The following is a 22150-nucleotide window of genomic DNA, read 5'->3' on the forward strand; positions in this document are numbered from 1 at the left end:
GCCATCCTCCGATTATCGAAGAACAGCATGAACGACGATCCTTGACGCCCGGTGTCGGGGCGCGGTTACGCAGGTCTTAACGCGAGATGCTCTCCAGCGTCTCGCCGGCGTATTTCTCCTTCACCCGCGTGGACAGATCGCCCAGCGAAACCACGCCGACGACGCGGCCGTGCTTGTCCACCACAGGCGCGCGGCGGATCTGTTTGGCGCCCATAAGGTCCAGCACGACCTTCAGGTCGTCGGTGTCCAGAACCGTCTGCGGATCGCGGGTGATGAACTCCACCACCGCCGCCGTGGAGGCCGCGCCGGTCGCCAAGGCGCGCACCACGATGTCGCGGTCGGTGATCGTGCCGATCAACTGGTCGCCGTCCGCGACGGGCACGAAGCCGAAGCCGCCCTTGGCCATGCGGCTGGCGACATCCTGGATGGTGTCGGCGGGGCGGGCCAGGTGCACGTCCTTGGTCATCACGTCGCGGATCTTCATGGCGGGTTTCCTTGGTTGAAGCGTTGCGCTTGGAAACCCGCCGCGAGCGTAGCGGTTCCGATCAGGGCGTTCCCATCACGGCGTGCCCCATTACGGCGTCCGTTGCGCAGGCAGGCTCTCGGCGGCGCGGACCAGCTGCACGAACTCGGCCCTGTCGCCGTACGGATCCTCGCCCCTGGCCCCTTGCGCCTGATCGACGATCCGATCCCAGCCGTAGTCGGCCGCCATCCACGGATCGCCCCGCAGCTTCTGTCCGAAGCCGGCGACGGCGATGGCCCAGCGGGTGGCCTCCGGCGGCTGGGCGCCGACCGGGCTTGAGGCGCGATTGGTCAGAGGCTGCTGGATCAACTCCGACCGGCTCTGGCCCGGCTGTTTGTAGCGCACCTGGACGAAGCCGATCTCGCCGTTCGGATCGCCGCCGCCCACGCCGATGCGGTTGTCGGGGTAGCGGCGCTCGGGAACCTGGGTCGGGTCGCCGACGGGGGTGATCTCATACAGGGCCGTGACACTTGCTCCCGATCCGACCTCGCCCGCGTCGATGCGGTCGTTGTTGAAGTCTTCCTCGTTCAACAGCCGGGTCTCGTATCCGATCAGCCGCCATTCGGCGACGCGGGCGGGGTTGAACTCGACCTGAATCTTGACGTCGTCGGCGATGGGGAAGGCGCCCTTGTCGAAGGCCGGGCCGAACAGCCGGCGCGCATCGCGCAGGTTCCCGACATAGGCCGCCACGCCGTTGCCGGCCTGGGCGATGGTCTGCATCCGCGCGTCCTGATAGTTGCCGCGCCCGAAGCCATAGACCGACAGATAGATGCCGGTCCCACGCTTGTCGGCGACATAGTCTTCCAGCCGCCTGTCGTCGGTGACGCCGACGTTGAAGTCCCCGTCGGTGAACATCAGGATGCGGTTGACCTTGTAACGGGCGAAACTGGCCTGGGCCTGGTCATAGGCGTTGGTCATGCCGGTGGCCCCGGCCGTGCCGCCCGACGCCCGCAGGCTGGCGACGGCGCAGCGCATCTTCAGCTTTTCGTCGCCCGGAGTCGGCTGCAAGGTCGTGCCGGCGCCTTCCGCGTAATAGGTCACGGCGAGGGTGTCCTGTGGCCTCAGCCGGTCGATGGCGAGGTTCATCGCCTTCTTGGCCAGCTCCAGCTTGTCCGCCGAAGCCATCGACCCCGAGACATCGACCAGGAAGGTCAGGTTCAGTGGCCGTTGCTCGCCAGCCGGCAATTCATAACCTTGCAGGCCGATGTGAACGATCTGCCGTCCCTCAGCCCAAGGCGAAGCAGCCACCGCCGTGGTGATGGCGAACGGCTGGCTCTGCGCGGTTGGCCGGGCGTAGCCATAGTCGAAGGCGTTGATCATCTCCTCCACCCGCACCGCGTCCCTGGGGGGGCTGCGCCCCTCGTCGATGAAGCGGCGGACGTTGGAATAGGCGGCCGTGTCCACGTCGATGGAGAAGGTCGAGACCGGCTGATCGCTGGTCCGCTTCACCGGATTGGGCGTCGCATCGGGATAGCGTTCGGTATCGGCGCGCGCGGGCGCTGGCGTGATGGCTGAAACCCGAGAGCCCGTGACGACCACGCTCCCCGCCATCGCGGCGGGCGGCGGGGCCGGCGGAGGAGGTGGCGGCGGAGGCGGCGGTGGCGGAGGGGGGGCGTATGCGACGCGATCCTCCTTGCGGGTGGGCGCGACCATGACGGGAGGCCCCGCCGGCGCCACCCTGCGCACGAGAGCCGGCACCGGCGGTGACGGCTGCAGGTCGAAACCCAGCGGTCCGCAGGCCGCCGGCGTCGCCTCGCCGTCCATCGATCCGGGCCCGCCCATCGTCTGGGCCAGCGGCGCCGTCGGCGGCGCGACGAACGAAAGACCGATCAGGGCCGCGAGAGCGGCCCGTGAAATATGAGACATGGCGTCCTCCCGCTTCAACCCCAAGGGGTATTCGCCGTCTCGTGTTCGTCGAAACTATGGCGAAGCGAATGCTCGCACGCCTTCGGGGCGCCGCAGCGCCGACGACAGCCTCAGTCTTCGCCGCGATCCATGATCCAGGGCATCGACCGCCAGAACGCGCAGCGATGGTCGTCGCTCAGCGCCGACGTCGGCACGACGACGTCGCCCTGCGGACGGAAGACGATGGCGGCGTTCGTCTCCCCGACGCCCGGCCAGGGCGCCAGGCCCTCGGCGTTGGGCGACAGGGTGCGCACGAAGGCGCTCCAGCGTTGGCGCATCCTCTGCGCCAGTTCGGCCTGGGCGGGGTCGAACCGGGTCGAATGGCTCTGGAACACGCCGTCCGGCCACAGATAGGCCAGTTCCGCAGCATGGGCGGCGCCGAACCGCCAGCCGTCCGGGCCGTCCCACATCGGCGGGTTCAGATCGGCGAACTCGTAGAACCAGACCGGCCCCTGTCGGGCGGCGTTGCCGGCCAGGACCAGGCTGGCGCAGCCGCCGTAACCGCGCATGCTGCTGTCGGTCAGGATGCGCGTGATCGCCTCGGCCGCCGCATGGTCGCCGTGCGCCGGGTCCAGCGGATAGAGCGCCTCGATCCGTCGCGCGCTCTCCTCGTCCACCAGGCGACGCAGCCAGGCGCGGTAGTCGGCGGCGTCGAAGCCGACGAAGGCGGGGCCGGCGATGCGTCCCTCCTCGGCGTTGGCGCCGATCATCAGCGGAATGGGTGCGCGGTCCTCTTGGGCGATCCGGTCGAAGGCGGTGCGGCCAGGCTCGGTCCGTCCGCCGTAATGCGGCGCCGCAAAACCTCCCGCAGCCAGGATCTCGACCGCCGAACGGCCGCGCAGGCAGGCCAACGGATCGGCGGCCTCCTCGCATCCCAGTTTGCGCGCCGTCTCCAGCCCGCGCGCGATGGACACGGTCAGGTCGTCAACGTCGTGCAGGCAATCGTCGCTGGAGATTATGGCGGCGCGAAACAGCGCGCCGGCGTCCGCGCCTGCGACCAGGTTGCAGATCACCGTGCCCCCGGCGGACTCGCCCGCCAGCGTCACCTTTTCCGGGTCGCCGCCGAAGGCCCGAATGTTGTCGCGCACCCAGATCAGCGCGGCGCGCGTGTCCAGAACCCCATAGTTGCCCGCCTGGCCTTCCACAGCCGCCACCGCCGGATGGGTCAGAAAGCCCAGCGCTCCCAAGCGGTAGTTGATGGTCACGACGACGATGTCGCCTTCGCGCGCCAGCACGGCGCCGCCGTTGTCCGTCGCTGATCCGCTGGTGGCGCCCCCGCCGTGGACATAGACCATCACGGCGCGCGGCGCGGCGGCCGGTGCAGAGGGACGGATGACGTTCAGCACCAGACAGTCCTCAGACCAGGTGTCGGGGCCGCCGCCTTGCGGACAGCGCGGCCCGGCCTGACTGGCGTCACGCACGTCGTCCCAGGCCGGCGCGGGCGCGGGCGGGGCGAAACGCAGGTCGCGGACAGGGGCGGCGGCGTAAGGCAGGCCCAGGAATTGGTCGGTCCCGTCCAAGGTCACGCCCCGAACACGGCCCTGGGTCACGGTGGCCTCCGGTGCGTCGGTTTGCGCCTGTCCGACGCCGGGCGCGGCCAGGCAGAGGGTCAGGGTGAGCAGGGCGAGCATCAGCGAACGCGACATGGCCGCGTCTTCGCCCGAACCGCCGTTCGCCACAAGGCCGATGGCAATTGGCTGCGCGCATCCCCACAATGGAGCTTGAGCATACGGGGAGCACGATGGCCGAGGCGACGACGGGACTGGATCTGGGCGCAGCGGCCGCCTTGCTGGCGGCGGGCGTGCTCGCCGTGCCGGTGTTCAAGCGCATCGGCCTGGGGTCGGTGCTGGGCTATCTGGCGGCGGGTCTGGCTATCGGTCCCTTCGGCCTGAAGCTGTTTCGCGAGCCCGAGACCATCCTGCACGTCGCCGAGTTCGGCGTGGTCATCTTCCTGTTCATCATCGGGCTGGAGATGCGGCCCAAACGCCTGTGGGGCTTGCGCAAGGAAATCTTCGGCCTGGGCGCAGCGCAGGTGCTGTTCTGCGGCCTGATCCTGACCCTCACCGCCATGCTGGCGGGCTTCTCCGCCCCCGTCGCCTTCGTCGGGGCCATGGGCTTCGTCCTGTCGTCCACCGCCGTCATCATGCAGATGTTGGAAGAACGCGGCGAGATCGCGGGCGGGCCGGGCCAGCGCGCCGTCTCCATCCTGCTGCTCGAAGACCTCGCCATCGTGCCGCTGCTGGCCATCGTCGCCGTCTTGGCCACGGTGCTGGGCGTGGCGAACGAACAGGCGCCGCCCCTTTGGCAGACCATCGGCTTTGCGGTCGCGGCCGTCGGCGGCGTTCTGCTGGCCGGCAAATATCTGGTCGACCCCATCTTCCGTCTTCTGGCCCGTTACGGCGGGCGCGAGGTGATGACGGCGGCGGCCCTGCTGGTCGTGGTCGGCGCGGCCTGGGCCATGTCGCTGGGCGGTCTGTCGATGGCGATGGGCGCCTTCCTGGCCGGCGTCCTGCTGTCGGAATCGACCTTCCGTCACCAGCTGGAATCGGATGTCGAGCCGTTCCGCGCCATCCTGCTGGGCCTGTTCTTCCTCAGCGTCGGCATGTCGCTGGACCTGTCGGTGGTCGTCACCGACTGGCGTATCGTCGTCGGCGGCGTGGTCGCCTTCATGGCTGTCAAGGCGCTGGGCATCTATGGCGTCGCCCGCCTGTTCAAGGCCTCCCACCACGAAGCGGTCGAGCGCGCGGCCCTGTTCGCCCAGGGCGGCGAGTTCGCCTTCGTTCTTTATGGGGCGGCGGTGACGGCGGGTCTGTTCGACGCCCAGGTCGGCGCCATGCTGTCGGCCATCGTCATCCTGTCCATGGCCCTGACCCCGCTGACCAGCCTGCTGACCCAGCGCCTGCTGCCCAAGCCGGTGGTGTCGGCCGAAGACGCGGACGGCGTCGATTTCGCCAAGGACTTGCGCGGCCAGGTGCTGATCATCGGCTTCGGCCGTTTCGCCCAGGTCGTGTCCCAGCCTCTGCTGGCCAAGGACGTGGACGTGTCGATCATCGAGAACGACGTGGAGATGATCCAGGCCGCCTCCCAGTTCGGGTTCAAGGTCTACTACGGCGACGGCGCCCAGCTCGCCACCCTCAGGGCCTCCGGCGCCGAGCAGGCCGAGATCGTCCTGGTCTGCGTGGACAAGCCCGAGGCCGCCGACCGCATCGTCGAACTGGTCAAGTCCGAGTTCCCGACCACCAAGATCATGGTCCGCGCCTTCGACCGGGGGCATTCGATGCGCCTGATCCAGGCCGGGGTCGATTACCAGATCCGCGAGACGTTCGAATCGGCGCTGAAGTTCGGCGAGCGCGCTCTGATCGAACTGGGTATGGACGAAAGCCAGGCGGCCGAGGCCATCGGCGACGTGCGTCGTCGCGACGACGCGCGCCTGGATCTGCAACTGACCGGCGGGATCAGCGCGGGCCGCCAACTGATGCGGGGCAACATGCCCACGCCGCAGCCGGCCCCCTACATCAAACCGCGCCGCGAAGGCCGCCTGCTGAACGAGGACGAGGCGGGCCCGGCCGCGCCGGACACGCAGCGCGAGCCTGCCGACGTCTGATCCCTACTGGCTGACGCCCGTCTCCAGACGCGCGCCGGCCAGTTCGGCCTTGGCCTGCAGATAGGTTGTCTCCGACACCAGTCGGGAGATCGTGTTGAAACGCTCCGTCGTCAGGCCCGACCCTTCGACCGCCGCCGTCAGCTGAGCGCTCTGCTCCGGCGTGGCCTGGTTGTTCTGGACCTGGGCCGTAATGGTGCGGATCTGGGTCATGGCGGCGACGAAGCGGTTCAACTCGTCGTCGGTCACGGCGGCGGCCGGGGTGCCGGGCGCCGGCGGCGTGGCGTTGACCACGCGAATGCGGGCCGCCAGGGCCGGATCGGCGGCGACGGCGTTCGACAAGGTGTTGAAGCGGGTGACTTCCAGACCGGAATCCTGAACGGCGGCGGCCATCTGCGCCTGTTGCTCCGGCGTCGGCTGGGCGCCGTTCAGGGTGTCGCTGACGGCCCTCACCTTGACCATAGCGTCGTCGAACTTCTTCAACTCGTCATCGGTGAAGGTCGCAGAGCCGGTCGTGGCTGAGGGGGCAGGCGTGGCGCCCGAAGTGGGGGCGGGGGCGTCCTGGGCCTGGGCGGTCGCGGCGGTCGCCAAAACGGCGACGGAAGCGAAAAGGGCGAGGCGGGGCGTGCGCATGGGCATGTCCTTTCGGTCTGGCGTCCACTTGAGGAGCCGTCGAACGACGGCGACGACGCAATCACGTCATCGCTCCCCGAGGAATGTGGAGCCTGGATAAGACGAAGGGGGGAGCCTTCATAACCTAGGCGTTTACGCTCGGATCGCCAGTCTTCGACGCTGGAGGCGCGATCAAGGATACGTTAGACGGGCGTGATCCTTGCTGAGGTTTGCTCATGAAACGTCTCGCCATCGCCGCCCTGGCCCTGATCGCGGTCGCCGCGCCGGCCGTCACCGTCACCGCCTGGGGCAATACCGGCCACCGGTTGATCGGGGTGGCGGCGATGCGGGCCCTGCCCGACGATCTGCCCGCCTTCCTGCGCACCCCGGCCGCCATCGCCGACGTGGGCGAGCTGGCGCGCGAACCTGACCGCTGGAAAGGCGCCGGCCAGCCGCACGACCGCGAGCGCGATACCGCCCACTTCATCGACATGGACGACCAGGGTCGCGTGATGGATCAGCGCGGCATGGCTCTGGCCGACCTGCCCCGCCTGAAATCGGAGTATGACGCCGCCCTGACCAAGGCCGGTCTGGACGTCAACGACGCCGGCTATCTGCCCTACGCCATGATCGACGCCTGGCAGAACCTGGGCCGCGACTTCGCCTATTGGCGCGTGCTGAACGCCGCCGAAAAGCGCGAGACGAACATGGAGCGCCAGGCCTGGTACCGTGCCGACCGCATCCGCCGCGAGGCCCTGATCCTGCGCGACATCGGCGTGATGGGCCACTATGTCGGCGACGGCTCACAGCCGCATCACACGACGATCCACTACAACGGCTGGGGCGACTTCCCGAACCCGGAAGGCTTCACCAACTCGCGTCAGACCCACGCCCTGTTCGAGGGCGAGTTCACCAACCGCGTCGCCCGCCTGGACGCGGTCGAGGCCGCCATGCCGGCCGCCAACCTGGACGGTTTCGACGTCAAGGCGCGCACCGTCTCCTATCTGACCACGACCCTGGGCACGGTGATCCCCTTCTATCGGCTGGAGAAGGCCGGCGGTTTCCGCGACGCCGACCCGCGCGGCGCGGCCTTCGTCAACGAGCGGCTGGGCGCCGGCGCCGGCGAACTCCGCGACTTCATAATCACCGCCTGGACCGCCTCGGGCAGCGCCTCCATCGGCTGGCCCGCCGTCAAGGTCGCCGAGGTCGAGGCCGGAACCGCCGACCCCTGGATCGCCATGGTGGGCGAGGACTGATTTCCTTGTCGGAGCTAACGCCCCCCGCCGTCATCCTCGACAAGTCGCAGATGGCCGAGAACATCGGCGCCGTGGCGCGGGTGATGGCCAACTTCGGTCTGACGGATTTGCGTTTGGTCACGCCCCGCGACGGCTGGCCCCAGGACCGGGCCTGGGCCATGGCCTCGGGCGCCGACTGGGTGCTGGAGGGCGTGCGGGTGTTCGACAGCGTCGCTGACGCCGTCGCCGACCTGAACACCGTCTTCGCCACCACCGCGCGCCCGCGCGAGACGCGCCAGCCGGTGCGCACCCCGCGCGAGGCCGGCCGCGTCCTCTACGACGACACGGCCTCGGGCCTGAAGACCGGCCTGTTGTTCGGCGGCGAGCGGGCGGGGTTGGAAACGACCGACATCGCCCTGTGCGCCGGCATCGTCACCATCCCCATCGACCCCCGACACCATTCGCTGAACCTGGCCCAGGCCGTGGCGATCAACGCCTATGAGTGGCGCACCCTGATCCTGGACGCCCCGCCGCCGCGCTTCCGCGACAGCGAGCCGCCAGCGTCGAACGAGCTTCTGGTCGGCATGTACGAGCATCTGGAGGAAGAGCTGGAGAACGGCGGCTTCTTCTATCCGCCCGAGAAGAAGCGTTCGATGAGCCAGAACCTGCGCGTCATGCTGGGCCGCGCCGCCTTCTCGGAGCAGGAGGTCGCCACCATGCGCGGCGCCATCCACGCCCTGTCGCGCGGTCGCGGCCGGGTGCTGGCCAAGCTGGCGGCGGAACGGGCGGCGAAGGCCTCCTCTAGCAGCGAGCCGCCGCGCGGCGAGCGATAGGAGGCGAGGATGAAGCCCTTGCTGATCTATCCGTTGGCGGCGCTGGCGGAGATCGGCGGCTGTTTCGCCTTCTGGGCCTGGCTGAAGCTGGATCGCTCGCCCTTATGGCTGGCGCCGGGCGTCGTCTGCCTGATCGCCTTCGCCTGGCTGCTGACCCTGGTCCCCAGCGACGCGGCAGGCCGGGCCTTCGCGGCCTATGGCGGGGTCTATATCTGCGCGTCGCTGGTCTGGATGGCGCTGGTCGAGAAGACGACGCCCGACCGCTGGGACGTGCTGGGCGGCCTAGTCTGCATCGTCGGCGCGGGGATCATTCTGTTCGGCCCGCGCGCCTAAACTCCTCTTCTTTCGTCATCCTCCGGCGAGCGTAGCGAGACCGGGGGACCCAGCGGCGCGCGTGAGCGCGAACCAGTCGCGGAGTGGGTGTCCCAGCATAGTGCGGCCAACGCATCGCCTTCGGCGCCGCTGGGTCCCCCGGTCTGCGCCGCGAAGGCGCGGCTTGCCGGAGGATGACGAAAGAAAAGAGGGGCAGCCATCCCATTTCCGTCACCTCAACCCAATGATTTCAATCCTCTGCCGCCCACCAGCGTCCTCTTCCTGCCCGCACCCCAGAACCGTGCGATCCTGTCTCCGCTCGTCCGCATCGGACGTGTCGCGCAGCCGGGGAGGGCGGATTTCAGACGAATTGCACTATTCAGACGGTGTTTTTCACGCCGCACAGTCTGAAACCGTGGCGGCGCGCTACCCCGCCCCCAGCAGGTCCGACCACCGCCAGCTGCCCTTGCCCAACGCCAGTTGCGCGCCTCCGGGGCGGTCTTCCAGCTTCAGCACCGCCAAGCCGGTCATCCGCTGGGTCTTGCACTCGGCGGGGGCGAAGGCGACTTCCAGGGCGATGGCCTGGCGCACGCCGGCCAAGCCCTTGCCCGACTGGTTGCGGCTCTGCAGCCAGTCGCCGTTCCAGACCAGGATGGCGCGTCCGTTGGCGTCCATGTCCTGGGACGCGGCGATGACGGCGCGGCGCACCGCCTGGTCGTCGCGCACGGCGTCCTGAACCCAGCGCACCATGTCGCACGATCCACCGCCCGACCCGGGGCCTGAGCCGGTTCCGCCCGATCCGCCGCCGCCGCCCACGCCCGTTCCTCCTCCGCCGCCCGGCCCGGCGCCCACCGTCATGGCGCCGGCGATCTGGGCCGCACCGAGCAAGGGCAGGGGCGGTCCCGGCGGCGCGGGCGCGGCGGGCAGGGGTTCGACGTCGGGCGGGCGTTTGGCGACGACCAGTCTAGGCCGCGCCGCCGCCACGGCCGGCGGGCGACGCTGGGGCGCGGGCCTGGGCGGCGCAGCCGACTGGGCTGCGGCGGCCGGCGCATCCGGCTTGGGCGAGGGATCGGGGGCGATGACCCGTGCGGGCGGCGGCGGGGGAGGGGGCGGCGGCTCGACCAGTTCGACCATCATCAGCGGCGGTTCGGGCGCGGCCGGGTCAGGCGCCGCGCGCGCCGTCATCAGCAGGGCCAACCCGGCATGGGCGACCAGAATCGGCGTCGCCGCCAGCGCCCAGCGTCGTGCCCGGCCGGCGCTCAATCGCCTATCCGTGATGACAGTTGAACACCGCGCCGCATGGTCATCAGAACAGAATGCCTGTAAAAAACGTCAGGCCCTGTTGAAAACATTCGGTCGCGTCAGGAAAGTGGCGCAGCGGGTAATACAACCGGGCGGCGTTTCAGATCAGTGATAGATCAGCCTGCCCGCCCTCCGGCCTCGGCCGTCGGCGGCGCAACGGTTGATCTCGCCCCCGGGTTCCGTGTCGGCGCAAGAATAGCGCGAAATACCCCATCTTTTTATGGTCAAGCTGACATGATCCTGCCCAAAGCACGTCATTACTCCGCCTTGTGCCCTACGCCATTTTCATCTGGCGCAAAAACGGGTGTGGCGCTCCCGGCAAGAAGGAGACAGAACTTGAGCAGATCGAAACTCAGGACGGCGGTCGTCGGCGGCGCCCTCATCGCCCTCGGCTTTGCGGCCAGCGGCTGCGCCAGCCATCGTTTCGTGCGTGATCAGGTGGAAGTCGTCGATACCCGCGTGACTGGCGTCGAAGGCACGGCGGGTCAGGCGCTGCAACGCGCCAACGACGCGCATAAACTGGCGGAGGGCAAGTTCCTCTATCAGGTCGTGCTGTCGGACGATTCCGTGAAATTCCCCACCGACGCGGCGGCCCTGTCGCCCGAAGCCGAGCAACGCCTGGCCCAGTTCGCCCAGCGTCTGCAGGGCGAGAACAAGAACGTCTATCTGGAAATCCAGGGCTATACGGACGCGACCGGCACGCCCGAGCATAACGACCAACTGGGCGAGCAGCGCGCCGAGGCCGTACGCCGCTTCCTGAACCGTCAGGGCGTCGCCCTGAACCGCATGGCGACCATCTCCTATGGTCAGGAACAGCCGGTGGCTTCGAACGACACGCCGGAAGGCCGTTCGCAGAACCGCCGCGTGACCATCGTCGTCCTGGCCTAACCCGCCTCCACTTCAAAAAGACCGGAACGGCGGCCGCTTCACAGCGGTCGCCGTTTTCGTGTTTACAGCCCGTCGAAGAAGCCCGGCACGGCCTGCGTCGCCGGCCCATAGACGCCCTCGTCGAACAGGCGCGCCCCTTGCGTCGGCTCGAGATTGATCTCCACCGTCCGCGCCCCGGCGTACCGCGCCGACTGCACGAACCCCGCCGCCGGATAGACCGCGCCGGACGTGCCGATGGAGACGAACAGGTCGCATGCCTCCAGCGCCGCCTCGATCCGCTCCATCTCCAGCGGCATCTCCCCGAACCAGACGATGTGCGGCCGCATGAGGCCCTGCGGATGATGCGGCGAGGCCTGATCCGCCGCCATGTCGCCCGCCCAGTCCATCACCACGCCCGACCGGGTGCAGCGCGCCTTCAACAGCTCGCCATGCATGTGGATCAGTTCGAACCCGGCGCCGGGCGGCGTCTGCGCATGCGCCCGGTCGTGCAGATCGTCGACGTTCTGCGTCACCAGCAGGAAGTCGCCCTCCCACCGCGCCGCCAGATCCGCCAGCGCCCGATGCGCCGCATTGGGCCGCACCTCGGCCAACTGCCGCCGCCGCTGATTGTAGAAATCCTGAACCAGGGCCGGATCGGCCGCATACCCCTGCGGCGTCGCCACATCCTCGACCCGATGCCCGCACCACAGCCCGTCATCGGCCCGGAACGTCGGCACGCCGCTTTCCGCCGATATGCCGGCGCCGGTCAGGACGACGAGGTTGCGATGGGTCATGACCCTGATTAGCGCGTCTGGATTGCTTGGTCAGCCTACGTCCGCCTGTGACGTAGATGCGGCCTATGGCTGGTGATATCGAAGAATGTCTGCGAACTAATCTCAAAAATCTGCACGAAAGTGCACTCAAAAAAATTCAGTGGCCTTCATCGGCGGACGGGCTGGCCTTCCCGGCGTCGCTCGTGAGAAACAGGCGCAAACCAAGGAGCCCTCGCCATGAAAACCCGCGCCGCCGTCGCCTTCGAGGCCAAACGCCCGCTCGAGATCGTCGAGGTCGATCTGGAAGGGCCGCGCGCCGGCGAGGTGCTGATCGAAATCAAGGCCACCGGCATCTGCCACACCGACGCCTATACGCTGGACGGGCTGGACTCTGAGGGCATCTTCCCGAGCATCCTGGGCCACGAGGGTGCGGGCGTGGTGGTCGAGGTCGGGCCGGGCGTGACCTCGGTCGCGGTCGGCGACCACGTCATCCCGCTGTACACGCCGGAATGCCGCCAGTGTAAGTCGTGCCTGTCGCGCAAGACCAACCTGTGCACCTCGATCCGCTCGACCCAGGGCAAGGGCGTCATGCCCGACGGCACCTCGCGCTTCAGCTACAAGGGTCAGGCCATCGCCCACTATATGGGCTGCTCGACCTTCTCGAACTTCACTGTCCTGCCCGAGATCGCGGTGGCCAAGATCCGCAAGGACGCGCCGTTCGACAAGGCCTGCTACGTCGGCTGCGGCGTGACCACCGGCGTCGGCGCCGTGGTCAACACGGCCAAGGTCGAGCCGGGGGCGAATGCCGTGGTCTTCGGCCTGGGCGGCATCGGCCTGAACGTCATCCAGGGGCTGAAGATGGTCGGCGCCGACATGATCGTCGGCGTGGACATCAACCCCGACAAGGAAGAATGGGGCCGTCGCTTCGGCATGACCCACTTCGTCAATTCGAAGCAGGTGCCGGACGTGGTCGCCCATCTGGTCGAACTGACCGGCGGCGGGGCGGACTACACCTTCGACTGCACCGGCAACACGGTCGTCATGCGCCAGGCGCTTGAGGCCTGCCATCGCGGCTGGGGCGAGAGCGTCGTCATCGGCGTCGCCGAATCCGGCAAGGAGATCGCCACCCGCCCGTTCCAGCTGGTCACCGGACGCGTCTGGCGCGGTTCGGCCTTCGGCGGCGCGCGCGGCCGCACCGACACACCCAAGATCGTCGACTGGTACATGGATGGCAAGATCGAGATCGATCCCATGATCACCCACACCTTCGGCCTGGAAGACATCAACAAGGCCTTCGACCTGATGCACGAAGGCAAGAGCATCCGCAGCGTGGTGGTGTTCTGATCGACTTGCGCGCCGCACGGTTCGTTGTTTAAAGAAACGGACTGAAAATCGGGAGGTTCGACCATGTTCACCCACGTCACCGTCGGCGCCAACGACATTGAGGCGTCGCGCAAATTCTATGACGCGGCGCTCGGCGCCCTGGGCGTCGAGCCGGGGCAGGGGCCGGACCCCAAGGGCCGCTACTGGTGGCGCACCCGCATGGGCGCCTTTGCGGTCGGCGCGCCGATCGACGGCGACCCGGCCTGCCACGCCAACGGCGGCACCATCGGCTTCGCGGCCAAGACGCCCGAGATGGTCCAGGCCTTCCATAACGCCGGGGTCGCCGCCGGCGGTCGCGCCATCGAGGATCCGCCCGGCGAGCGTCAGGGCCCGTTCGGCCCGATGATCCTGGCCTATCTGCGCGATCCGTCGGGCAACAAGATCGTCGCCATGCACCGGGTGGGGTGACCTAGCGGTCTTGCAGGTGTTTCGCTCCGACGATGGCGCGTCGCACGAACCAGAAGGCGAGCAGGCCAGGCAGCAAGGCCAGGCCGATCGCCATCGGCCATGAGGCCTGACCCGTTGCGCCCAAACTGATCAAGGCGGCGGCCAGCAATCCGGCGAAGGCTGCGCGAACGCCATTGAAGATCATGACGTTGGCGGCATCAGGATTGGTCCCCTTGGCTAGGGCGCGAACGCCGAGGGCGATCAGTGCGCCGATGGGCAGGGCGAGCGCTGCAACAAGGATCGTTCGCGTCATGCCTTCAGCCTATCATCCCTGAACCGTTTGGCGAACGACGCCTGGAGCGACGATCAACTGGCCGCTTGGGCCTCGCGATAGCGCATGTCGCGTGGCCCGTGGGCGGCGATGGTGGCGCACTGATCGGCGACGGCCTTTTTGTAAGCCGGGCGATCCAGACAGCGATCATGGTAGGCTTGGAGCGCCGGAAACGCTTCCAGCAGCTTCAGCGACGCGGCGATCTTCAGCACCGAACTCATCATCAGGTCTGCGACGGTGAAGTCCTCGCCGACCAGCCAGTCCCTGCCGCCCAGCGCCGTCTGAAGCTCGCCCAGGCGCTGCTCCGCAAAAGGCACGACCTGCGGCCGCCGCACGGCCTTGGCCGCCTCGTCTGGCATGAAGAACTCGGCCTCGGCGACATTGGCCAACGCCCCTTCGACGCTGTTCAGGGCGGCGAAATACCAGCCCAGAACCTGCGCCCGCATCACCGGATCGGACGGGATCAGCACGCCCGCCCGCTCGGCGATGTCCCAGACGATGGCGCCGCTCTCGAACATCGGCGGGCGACCGTCCTCTTCCAGCGTCGGCACCTGGCCGAACGGCTGACGCGCCCTGTGGTCTGCCGACTTCTGATCGACCGCGTCCAGCAGCCGGATTTCATACGGCCAGCCCGCTTCGTTCAGGATCCATCGCACCCGGTGGTCGCGCACCTGGCCGGCGGCGAAGGGCGGAACCCATTTGAAGGCGGTGACGGTGATCATGGCGATCTTCCTCTCCTGTCCGAAACCGAACGTGTCACGGGCTTGCGCGTTGCGGGCGCCGGTCAGGTGGATTAGCCAGAGGGCATGACCTTCGAGACCACCAAGACCCACATCGTCCACGGCGGAACCCTCCGCTATCTGAAGCACGACAGCACCGCGACCGGCACGCCCATGACCCTGTCGGTCTTCACGCCGGCGGGCGAGGGGCCTTTTCCCGTGCTGATCTGGCTGTCGGGCCTGACCTGCACCGAGGACAATTTCACCACCAAGGCCGGCGCCTACCGGGCCGCCGCCGAACACGGCGTCATCATCGTCGCGCCGGACACCAGCCCGCGTGGGGAAGGCGTCGCCGACGACCCCGCCTATGACCTGGGTCAGGGCGCGGGCTTCTATCTGGATGCGACGCAGGCCCCCTGGGCTCCGCATTTCCGCATGGAAACCTATGTCGCCGAAGAACTGATCGCCCTGATCGACGCCGCGTTCCCGACCACGGGCGCCCGCGCCATCAGCGGCCATTCAATGGGCGGTCACGGCGCCCTGACCTTGGCGCTGAACCACCCTGACCTGTTCCGGTCCGTCTCCGCCTTCGCCCCAATCTGCTCGCCGACCCAGTGCGCCTGGGGCGAAAAGGCCTTCACCGCCTATCTCGGTGACGACCGTGCGACTTGGGACCGCCACGACGCCGCCAAGCTGATCGCGGCCGGTGCCGCACGCGGGATCTATGACGACATCCTGATCGACCAGGGCGACGCCGACAGCTTCCTGACCGACCAGCTGAAGCCCGAACTGCTGCAAGCCGCCGCCGACGCCGCCGGCCAGAAGATCACCCTGCGCATGCAGCCCGGCTACGACCACTCCTACTTCTTCATGACCAGCTTCATCGCCGACCACGTCGCCTTCCATGCTGAGCGGTTGAAGGGCTGACCGACTGTCGCTGATCGCCTAGCGGTGATAGAGGGGCGCCATGAGCGCTCCCGATCCCTACGAACCGATGTTTTCCGCCCTGTGCCGCGAGGTGGGCTATTGCCTGCACGCCAAGGGCCAGAAGCGCGTGATCGAGGCCCTGCCCAAGGGCCTGGACGCCGCCGTGCGCGCCGTCTTCGCCGCCGAGGGCGTGGACGAGCCCAATGCGCCGGGCGACGTGAAGCGCGCCGTGCGCGAGTGCCTGAAGGCGAACTTGCCCGCCGTCTGACCCGATACCCTCAGGGCGTCGGCGCGATCTCGGTCGTGGTTCCCGAAGGCGTCGTGACAGTGCGGGTCGTCACGGGCGCCTTGCCCGTCTCCTCGACGGTGGTCGTCGTCGAAGACCAGACCGTATGACTGACGCGGCAGGTCTTGCCCCCATAGTTATCCGCGCCGATGGCGGGCTCTTGGGTGCAGGTCGGCGTTTGGTTGGCCATGTCCGCCGCAGCCTGGTCCAGCGCCTCGAAACCAGCGCAGCCGCTTGCTGAAACGGCGAGCGCCAGCACAGCGACGAATGCGATACGCGACATTACAGCCTCCGATTGACGGATGGACAATCGCGCGCCTTGTGGGCCAATGCAAATGGCCAAGCTGAACAAAAACGCGATGAAATCGCTTGGGTCAGACGCCACAGCCCCTAAATGGGGTTCAGGAACAAACCGTCTTCAGGAGACTGACATGGCCTTCACCCTGCCCCCGCTGCCCTACGCCTATGACGCGCTGGAGCCGGCCATCGACAAGGAGACGATGACCTTCCACCACGACAAGCACCACCAGACCTATGTCGACAACCTGAACAAGGCCGTCGACGCCGACGCCGGTCTGCAGGGCAAGTCGCTGGAAGAGATCTTCACCAGCATCTCGACCGCGCCCAAGGCCGTCCGCAACAACGGCGGCGGTCACTGGAACCACAGCCTGTTCTGGGAACTGCTGGCCCCGGCCGATCAGGCCGGCGAACCGTCCGCTGAACTCGCCGCCGCCATCGACGCCGACCTGGGCGGCATGGACAAGTTCAAGGAAGACTTCAACGCCGCCGGCGCCGCACAGTTCGGCTCGGGCTGGGCCTGGCTGATCGTCCAGAACGGCAAGCTGAAGATCACCTCGACCCCCAACCAAGACAATCCGCTGATGGATGTCGTGGACGAGCGCGGCGAAGTCATCCTGGGCGCCGACGTCTGGGAACACGCCTACTATCTGAAATACCAGAACCGCCGCGCCGACTATCTGAAGTCGTTCTGGTCGGTGGTGAACTGGAACAAGGTCAACGAACTGTACGAAGCCGCCAAGTAAGGCCCGCCACAGATCGCGATCTAGATCGAGACAAGACGACGCCCGCCGGAACCTCCGGCGGGCGTTTTCGATTCAGGTTCTACAGACGGAGAGTGAAGCGATGCGGATGATGATGACGGGGGCGGCCCTGGCCTGCCTGACCTTGGCGGCGTGCAATCCACAGGCGGGCCAGCAGAAGCCCGGCGATCACGCCCCGCCCACGCCGCAGCAGACGGTCGCCGCCCCGGCGGAAAAGCCGGTCTATCGGTTCAAGGTCGGCGCGCTGGACGCCATCGCCCTGTTCGACGGCGAGAACCCGGTCAAGAACGACAACCAGACGTTCGGCGTCGGCCTGAACCCGCAGGCGGTCGCCGCGTCCCTGACCGCCGCAGGACAGCCGGCCGATCCGATCATGCTGGAAATCCATCCGCTGTTGGTCAGGAACGGCGACCGGACCATGCTGTTCGACACCGGCCTGGGCGAGGGCAAGGGCCAGCTGATGGACAGCCTGCAAAAGGCCGGCGTCGATCCGGCCTCCATCACCGACGTGCTGATCTCGCACGGCCACCCCGACCATGTCGGCGGCCTGATCCGCGCCGGCGGCCTGGCCTTTCCCAGTGCGGCGATCCGCATGTCGCAAGCGGAGTGGGCGTCGGTGCGCGCCAATCCCGAGCTGGCCGATCTGGTGCGCATCATCACGCCCAAGGTTCAGGCCTTCGCGCCGGGCGGAGAGGTCGCGCCGGGCGTCACGGCCCAGGACACGGCGGGCCATACGCCGGGCCACGTCGCCTATCTGATCGCGGACGGACAGAACCAGCTGCTCTTCACCGGCGACCTGATGCACCACTGGATTCTGTCAGTGGAGCATCCCGACTGGCGCGTCGGCTATGACGACGATCAGACGGCGGGCGAGAAGGCGCGGCTGGATCAGGTGACGGCGCTGCGTCACTCCGGCGCCCACATCTACGCCTATCACTTCCCCTTCCCGGGGCTGGGCAAGATCGCCACCCGCGAGAGCCGGGCGATGTTCATCTCAGAGGCGCAATCAGCGACGGACTAGATACGAAGATCCAGACTGTGCCGGGCGCGTTCGTTCATGCGTTCGGCATGGTGCTGGCGCAGCATCCGTCGCTGTCGAAGCATCTCGTGAATTCCGTCTGCCAGTTCGAGCAGCTGACCGTCGCTCAGCGGCTCGACGAGGTCGATCAGCTTGGTTTTCAGCGTCGCGAACGCCGGCTCGGACAGGCCGGTCTGGAAGGTCTTGGCTTCATTCGTCACCCTTCGTCCTCCTCTATCGTCTCAGGCGACTGGAGGCTTCACCCGGTCGGAAAGGGATGGGTGCGGGCCATCGTTCCATTCCATCGTGCTTAACGGCCCGTCCGGCTTGACTCTGCCAGCCCCTCTGGCCATAAGCGCCGCCTTCCATGTCTCTGGTTTGCGCCAGCGACGGGATTGATGACGGAAGATGCGTGGACCGCCGTTGAGATCGCATTCCCAATCGAGGGGACGCCGGGCCGTATCGTTGAAAAGAGAATAGAATGTCCAAGCGCCACAGCGCCAAATACAAGATCGACCGCGCCATGGGTGAGAACCTGTGGGGCCGCGCCAAGTCGCCGGTCAACAAGCGTTCTTACGGTCCCGGTCAGCACGGTCAGCGTCGCAAGTCGAAGGTTTCGGACTTCGGTCTGCAACTGAAGGCCAAGCAGAAGCTGAAGGGCTATTACGGCAACATCACCGAGAAGCAGTTCGCCAAGACCTACGACGAAGCCACGCGTCGCAAGGGCAACACCTCGGAAAACCTGATCGGCCTGCTGGAATCGCGTCTGGACGCCATCGTCTACCGCGCCAAGTTCGTCCCGACCGTCTGGGCCGCCCGTCAGTTCGTCAACCACGGCCACGTCACGGTCAACGGCAAGAAGGTCGACATCGCCTCCTACCGCGTGAAGCCGGACGACGTCGTCACGGTCAAGGAAAAGTCGCGCAGCATGGCTCTGGTGATTGAAGCCCAGACGTCGTCGGAACGCGACGTTCCGGATTACCTGGAACTGTCGGACCGCTCGTTCTCGGTTCGCTACGTCCGCGTCCCGGAACTGTCGGACGTGCCGTACGCCGTGAAGATGGAACCGAACTTGGTCGTCGAATACTACGCTTCGTAAGCGAAGCCTCGACCAGTTGAGTTTGAAGGGCCTCGGACTCGTCCGGGGCCCTTCGTTTTTTACCCTGTTCCCTCCACGGGCGAACAGGCGCATTCTCGGCCCGTTCAGGCTTTGAGAGACAGGGGAGGTCGTCGGTGCGCGACTCCATCATCGGACGACTGGCCTTGATCGCCGCCGCATCGGCGAGCCTTGCCGCATGCGCCACCGGCGGCGAGCCGTCCGTCTCGACCCAGGGCATGCCCGGCGCGCTGGAGCCGATCCACGCCGCCGCCTTCACCAAGGACGAGGCCGTCTTCTGGGTCAGTTCGAACGGCTGCACCGACAAGGAAGACCTGATCCCTATCGTCAGCCTGCAGGGCGGCGCCGCCGTCATCACCCTGCGCCGCATCGACGAGGACAAGTGCCGCCAGGACTTGGTCGAGGGCGTCGAGCTGAAGTGGTCGTTCGAGGAACTGGGCCTGCCGCCCGGCTCGCCCATCAGCGTCAACAATCCCTATCAATTGCCGCGTTCCTGATCCCGGATAGGGATTGGTTAAGCCTGTTCGGGCGCGTCTGATTAAATTCTCTGCTGCTACGGAGCCAGGCTGTCTTCTCCACGGTCTGTAGCTTTCATGCGCTTTCTCACCTGCCTGACCGACGACCATAACCTCTGGCTGGTCGGGCTCGCGGCCGGCCTGTGCCTGGTCGGCTCCATCATCACCTTCCGCCTCTATCGCCGGCTGCGCGCCGCCGAAAAGGGCACGCGTCTGGCCTGGGCCTTCATGGGCGCGGTGGCGACCGGGGCGACGATCTGGTGCACCCATTTCGTGGCGATGATCGCCTATGAGCCGGGCGCCGCCATCCGCTACGAGCCGGTCCTGACGGGCGTCTCCCTGGGCGTCGCCATCGCCGGCAGCGCCCTGGCGCTGTGGGTCGCCTCGCGGACCCTGCGGTTCTCGGCCGAGATCGGCGGCGTGCTGTTCGGCCTGACCGTCGTGGCGATGCACTATACCGGTATGGCGGCCTTTGCGACCGATGCGGTCATTCACTGGTCCGCCGCCTATATCGCCGCCTCGATCCTGGGCGCCGTCGTCTTCGGCGCCCTGGCGTTCAACCGCGCACGCCGTCCCGGACAGATCGCGCCGGTCGCGTTGATGGTCCTGGGGATCGTCGCGCTGCACTTCACCGGCATGGCCGCGATGACGGTCATACCCCTGTCGCCGCTGGTCGACGCCGTCGCCGCCGATTCCGCCAATGTGATCATGGCCTTCGCCGTCTCCGCCGTCGGCCTGATGATGCTGGGCACCGGCGTCGCCAGCCACGCCCTGGACATGCAGTCCCGGCTCCAGGCCAAGGCGCGGCTGGATCACCTGATCGAGGGCAGCGTGGACGGCATGGTGGTCGAGCAGGACGGCCTGATCCTGGCCGCCAACGCCGCCTTCGCCGAACTGTCGGGCATGGACCGCAACGCGCTGGTCGGGGAGCCGCTGTCGCGCTGGATCGTCCAGACCGCCGACCTGACTGTCGGCGGCCTGACGCAGTCACGGCTGGTCGCAGCGGGCGGGACCGAAATCCCGGTCGAGATCGCCGTGCGTCGCGACGGCGGTCACGCGGTCGAAGCCGACCTGATGATCTATGCCGTGCGCGACCTGCGCACGCGCCTGGCCCAGGAACGTCGCATCGCACACCTGGCGCGCAACGACAGCCTGACCGGCCTGCCGAACCGCTCGTCCTTCCTCGAATGGCTGACGCGCCAGACCGCCGACGACAGCGCCGCGACCCGGGTCGCCCTGCTCGCCATCGACCTGGACCGGTTCAAGGAGGTCAACGACGTTCACGGCCACGCCGCGGGCGACCAGCTTCTGATCCGCATCGCCGAACGGATGAAGGCCAGCCTGCGCCCCGGCGAGTTCGTGGCTCGTCTGGGCGGCGACGAGTTCGTAGCCGTGGTTGCGGTCGAACAGCGCGAGGACGCGCTCGGCCTGGTCGACCGTCTGCGCCAGGCCGTCATCGCGCCGGTCATGCTCGAACATGCCGAGGTCGCCTGCGGCCTCAGCGTGGGGGTCGCCGTCTGGCCAGACGACGCACGCGACATCTCGGCCCTGATCAACGACGCGGATCTGGCCATGTACCGCGCCAAGGCCTCGCTGGGGACCGACGTCTGCTTCTACGAGGAAGAGATGGACGAGGCGGTGCGCAACCGCCGGCGCATGGCCCAACAGATGCGCGAGGCCCTGGACCAGGGCCAGTTCAGCCTGAATTGGCAGATCCAGGCCGCTGTCGATACGGGCGAAATCACCGGCTATGAGGTTCTGCTGCGCTGGATCCAGCCTGACGGGACCTTCATCTCACCGGCGGACTTCATCCCCCTGGCCGAAGAGAACGGCCTGATCCTGCCGATCGGGGAATGGGTGCTGCGCACCGCCTGCGCCGAGGCCGCCGCCTGGGCCGAGCCGCACAAGATCGCCGTCAACCTGTCGCCAGTCCAGCTGGGCCACGTCGATCTGCCGCGCCTGGTGCATCAGATCCTGATCGAGACTGGCCTGCCAGCCGCGCGACTGGAGCTGGAGATCACCGAGACGGCCATGATCACCGATATGGAGCGCACCACCCACGTGCTGCGCCAGCTGAAGCTGCTGGGCGTGTCCATCGCCATGGACGATTTCGGCACCGGCTATTCGTCCCTGTCCACCCTGCGCGCCTTCCCGTTCGACAAGATCAAGCTGGACCGCTCCTTCATGTCGGAACTGGACGGCGGACCGCAATCCGCCGCCATCATCCGCGCCGTTCTGGCCCTCGGCGAAAGCCTTGCGATCCCGGTTTTGGCCGAGGGCGTCGAGACGCTGGAACAGCTGACCTTCCTGCGCGACCAGGGTTGCGACGAGGTTCAGGGCTATCTGTTGGGTCGCCCGCAGAAGACGGCCGAAGGCCACATCCAGCAGGCGGCGCGCGTCCTGTGGGACGGCGCACCACCGCTGGAAGACGCCGCCTGATCAG

At 67.6% G+C, this 22150-nt stretch carries 24 protein-coding genes; 14 read left to right on the top strand and 10 right to left on the bottom strand.

All coding sequences use genetic code 11. The annotated features are described in order from the left end of the window. Positions 1-76 precede the first annotated feature (76 nt). The 3 genes from EGY25_RS10000 to EGY25_RS10010 all read right to left on the bottom strand — a co-directional run bounded on the left by EGY25_RS10000 (position 77) and on the right by EGY25_RS10010 (position 4074). Complete coding sequence (locus EGY25_RS10000; RefSeq protein WP_135194828.1) at positions 77-484, bottom strand: CBS domain-containing protein; 408 nt, start codon at positions 482-484, stop codon at positions 77-79. 90 nt (positions 485-574) lie between these two features. Further along, the gene (locus EGY25_RS10005; protein WP_135194829.1) at positions 575-2389 is read right to left on the bottom strand and encodes a vWA domain-containing protein; all 1815 of its coding nucleotides are present in this window, start codon (positions 2387-2389) and stop codon (positions 575-577) included. A 110-nt stretch (positions 2390-2499) separates the two neighbouring features. Further along, positions 2500-4074, bottom strand: coding sequence for a carboxylesterase/lipase family protein (locus tag EGY25_RS10010; protein WP_135194830.1), 1575 nt, complete (start codon positions 4072-4074; stop codon positions 2500-2502). Between the two features lie 95 nt (positions 4075-4169). On the opposite strand from EGY25_RS10010, the gene EGY25_RS10015 reads away from it, so the two are divergent. Beyond that, complete coding sequence (locus EGY25_RS10015) at positions 4170-6032, top strand: monovalent cation:proton antiporter-2 (CPA2) family protein (protein ID WP_135194831.1); 1863 nt, start codon at positions 4170-4172, stop codon at positions 6030-6032. Positions 6033-6035: 3 nt separating this feature from the next. On the opposite strand, the gene EGY25_RS10020 is transcribed toward EGY25_RS10015, so the two are convergent. Continuing rightward, positions 6036-6662 carry a DUF4168 domain-containing protein gene (locus EGY25_RS10020; RefSeq protein WP_135194832.1) on the bottom strand — a complete coding sequence of 209 codons (627 nt, stop codon included), beginning with the start codon at positions 6660-6662 and terminating at the stop codon, positions 6036-6038. A 215-nt stretch (positions 6663-6877) separates the two neighbouring features. Here EGY25_RS10020 and EGY25_RS10025 point away from each other — a divergent pair, with 215 nt between their 5' ends. From EGY25_RS10025 to EGY25_RS10035, 3 genes are read left to right on the top strand one after another with little or no spacing between them, the layout of a single operon-like run. Next, a complete protein-coding gene (locus EGY25_RS10025; RefSeq protein WP_135194833.1) occupies positions 6878-7897 on the top strand; it encodes a S1/P1 Nuclease in 1020 nt (339 codons plus the stop codon). Between the two features lie 5 nt (positions 7898-7902). Next, the gene (locus EGY25_RS10030; RefSeq protein WP_135194834.1) at positions 7903-8709 is read left to right on the top strand and encodes an RNA methyltransferase; all 807 of its coding nucleotides are present in this window, start codon (positions 7903-7905) and stop codon (positions 8707-8709) included. Positions 8710-8718: 9 nt separating this feature from the next. Next, positions 8719-9042, top strand: coding sequence for a YnfA family protein (locus EGY25_RS10035; protein WP_135194835.1), 324 nt, complete (start codon positions 8719-8721; stop codon positions 9040-9042). 405 nt (positions 9043-9447) lie between these two features. Here the strand turns inward: EGY25_RS10035 and EGY25_RS10040 are convergent, their stop codons facing one another. Next, a complete protein-coding gene (locus EGY25_RS10040) occupies positions 9448-10284 on the bottom strand; it encodes a hypothetical protein (RefSeq protein WP_135194836.1) in 837 nt (278 codons plus the stop codon). A 375-nt stretch (positions 10285-10659) separates the two neighbouring features. Between EGY25_RS10040 and EGY25_RS10045 the strand changes: the two genes are divergently transcribed. Next, the gene (locus tag EGY25_RS10045) at positions 10660-11211 is read left to right on the top strand and encodes an OmpA family protein (RefSeq protein WP_135194837.1); all 552 of its coding nucleotides are present in this window, start codon (positions 10660-10662) and stop codon (positions 11209-11211) included. A gap of 62 nt (positions 11212-11273) precedes the next feature. Here the strand turns inward: EGY25_RS10045 and cobB are convergent, their stop codons facing one another. After that, positions 11274-11984 carry a Sir2 family NAD+-dependent deacetylase gene (cobB, locus tag EGY25_RS10050; RefSeq protein ID WP_135194838.1) on the bottom strand — a complete coding sequence of 237 codons (711 nt, stop codon included), beginning with the start codon at positions 11982-11984 and terminating at the stop codon, positions 11274-11276. Between the two features lie 216 nt (positions 11985-12200). Here cobB and EGY25_RS10055 point away from each other — a divergent pair, with 216 nt between their 5' ends. Together EGY25_RS10055 and EGY25_RS10060 are read left to right on the top strand one after the other, a co-directional pair. After that, positions 12201-13307, top strand: a complete 1107-nt coding sequence (locus EGY25_RS10055) for an S-(hydroxymethyl)glutathione dehydrogenase/class III alcohol dehydrogenase (protein ID WP_135194839.1) — start codon at positions 12201-12203, stop codon at positions 13305-13307. 63 nt (positions 13308-13370) lie between these two features. Further along, on the top strand, positions 13371-13754 hold the full coding sequence (locus EGY25_RS10060; protein ID WP_135194840.1) for a VOC family protein: 384 nt from the start codon (positions 13371-13373) through the stop codon (positions 13752-13754). 1 nt (position 13755) lies between these two features. Here EGY25_RS10060 and EGY25_RS10065 read toward each other — a convergent pair whose 3' ends face one another. Further along, a complete protein-coding gene (locus EGY25_RS10065) occupies positions 13756-14046 on the bottom strand; it encodes a hypothetical protein (RefSeq protein ID WP_135194841.1) in 291 nt (96 codons plus the stop codon). Between the two features lie 53 nt (positions 14047-14099). Next, positions 14100-14786, bottom strand: a complete 687-nt coding sequence (locus EGY25_RS10070; RefSeq protein ID WP_135194842.1) for a glutathione S-transferase family protein — start codon at positions 14784-14786, stop codon at positions 14100-14102. Between the two features lie 84 nt (positions 14787-14870). Here EGY25_RS10070 and fghA point away from each other — a divergent pair, with 84 nt between their 5' ends. Together fghA and EGY25_RS10080 are read left to right on the top strand one after the other, a co-directional pair. After that, positions 14871-15710 carry an S-formylglutathione hydrolase gene (fghA, locus tag EGY25_RS10075; RefSeq protein WP_135194843.1) on the top strand — a complete coding sequence of 280 codons (840 nt, stop codon included), beginning with the start codon at positions 14871-14873 and terminating at the stop codon, positions 15708-15710. Between the two features lie 40 nt (positions 15711-15750). Then, on the top strand, positions 15751-15978 hold the full coding sequence (locus EGY25_RS10080; RefSeq protein WP_135194844.1) for a hypothetical protein: 228 nt from the start codon (positions 15751-15753) through the stop codon (positions 15976-15978). A 10-nt stretch (positions 15979-15988) separates the two neighbouring features. On the opposite strand, the gene EGY25_RS10085 is transcribed toward EGY25_RS10080, so the two are convergent. Then, a complete protein-coding gene (locus EGY25_RS10085; RefSeq protein WP_135194845.1) occupies positions 15989-16279 on the bottom strand; it encodes a hypothetical protein in 291 nt (96 codons plus the stop codon). Positions 16280-16427: 148 nt separating this feature from the next. Between EGY25_RS10085 and EGY25_RS10090 the strand changes: the two genes are divergently transcribed. Continuing rightward, the gene (locus tag EGY25_RS10090) at positions 16428-17039 is read left to right on the top strand and encodes a superoxide dismutase (RefSeq protein ID WP_135194846.1); all 612 of its coding nucleotides are present in this window, start codon (positions 16428-16430) and stop codon (positions 17037-17039) included. A gap of 100 nt (positions 17040-17139) precedes the next feature. Continuing rightward, on the top strand, positions 17140-18078 hold the full coding sequence (locus EGY25_RS10095; RefSeq protein WP_135194847.1) for an MBL fold metallo-hydrolase: 939 nt from the start codon (positions 17140-17142) through the stop codon (positions 18076-18078). Here the strand turns inward: EGY25_RS10095 and EGY25_RS10100 are convergent. Then, positions 18075-18296, bottom strand: a complete 222-nt coding sequence (locus EGY25_RS10100) for a hypothetical protein (protein WP_135194848.1) — start codon at positions 18294-18296, stop codon at positions 18075-18077. The two genes, EGY25_RS10095 and EGY25_RS10100, sit on opposite strands and share 4 nt — an antisense overlap. Before the next feature lie 260 nt (positions 18297-18556). On the opposite strand from EGY25_RS10100, the gene rpsD reads away from it, so the two are divergent. From rpsD to EGY25_RS10115, 3 genes are all read left to right on the top strand, one after another. After that, complete coding sequence (gene rpsD / locus EGY25_RS10105; RefSeq protein ID WP_135194849.1) at positions 18557-19174, top strand: 30S ribosomal protein S4; 618 nt, start codon at positions 18557-18559, stop codon at positions 19172-19174. 134 nt (positions 19175-19308) lie between these two features. Further along, a complete protein-coding gene (locus EGY25_RS10110; RefSeq protein WP_135194850.1) occupies positions 19309-19689 on the top strand; it encodes a hypothetical protein in 381 nt (126 codons plus the stop codon). A gap of 96 nt (positions 19690-19785) precedes the next feature. After that, positions 19786-22146 (top strand): bifunctional diguanylate cyclase/phosphodiesterase, encoded by a 2361-nt coding sequence (locus tag EGY25_RS10115; protein WP_135194851.1) that lies wholly within the window; start codon positions 19786-19788, stop codon positions 22144-22146. Positions 22147-22150 lie beyond the last annotated feature (4 nt).

This window comes from Brevundimonas intermedia, assembly GCF_004614235.1.
GTDB classification, from domain to species: Bacteria; Pseudomonadota; Alphaproteobacteria; order Caulobacterales; family Caulobacteraceae; genus Brevundimonas; species Brevundimonas intermedia_A.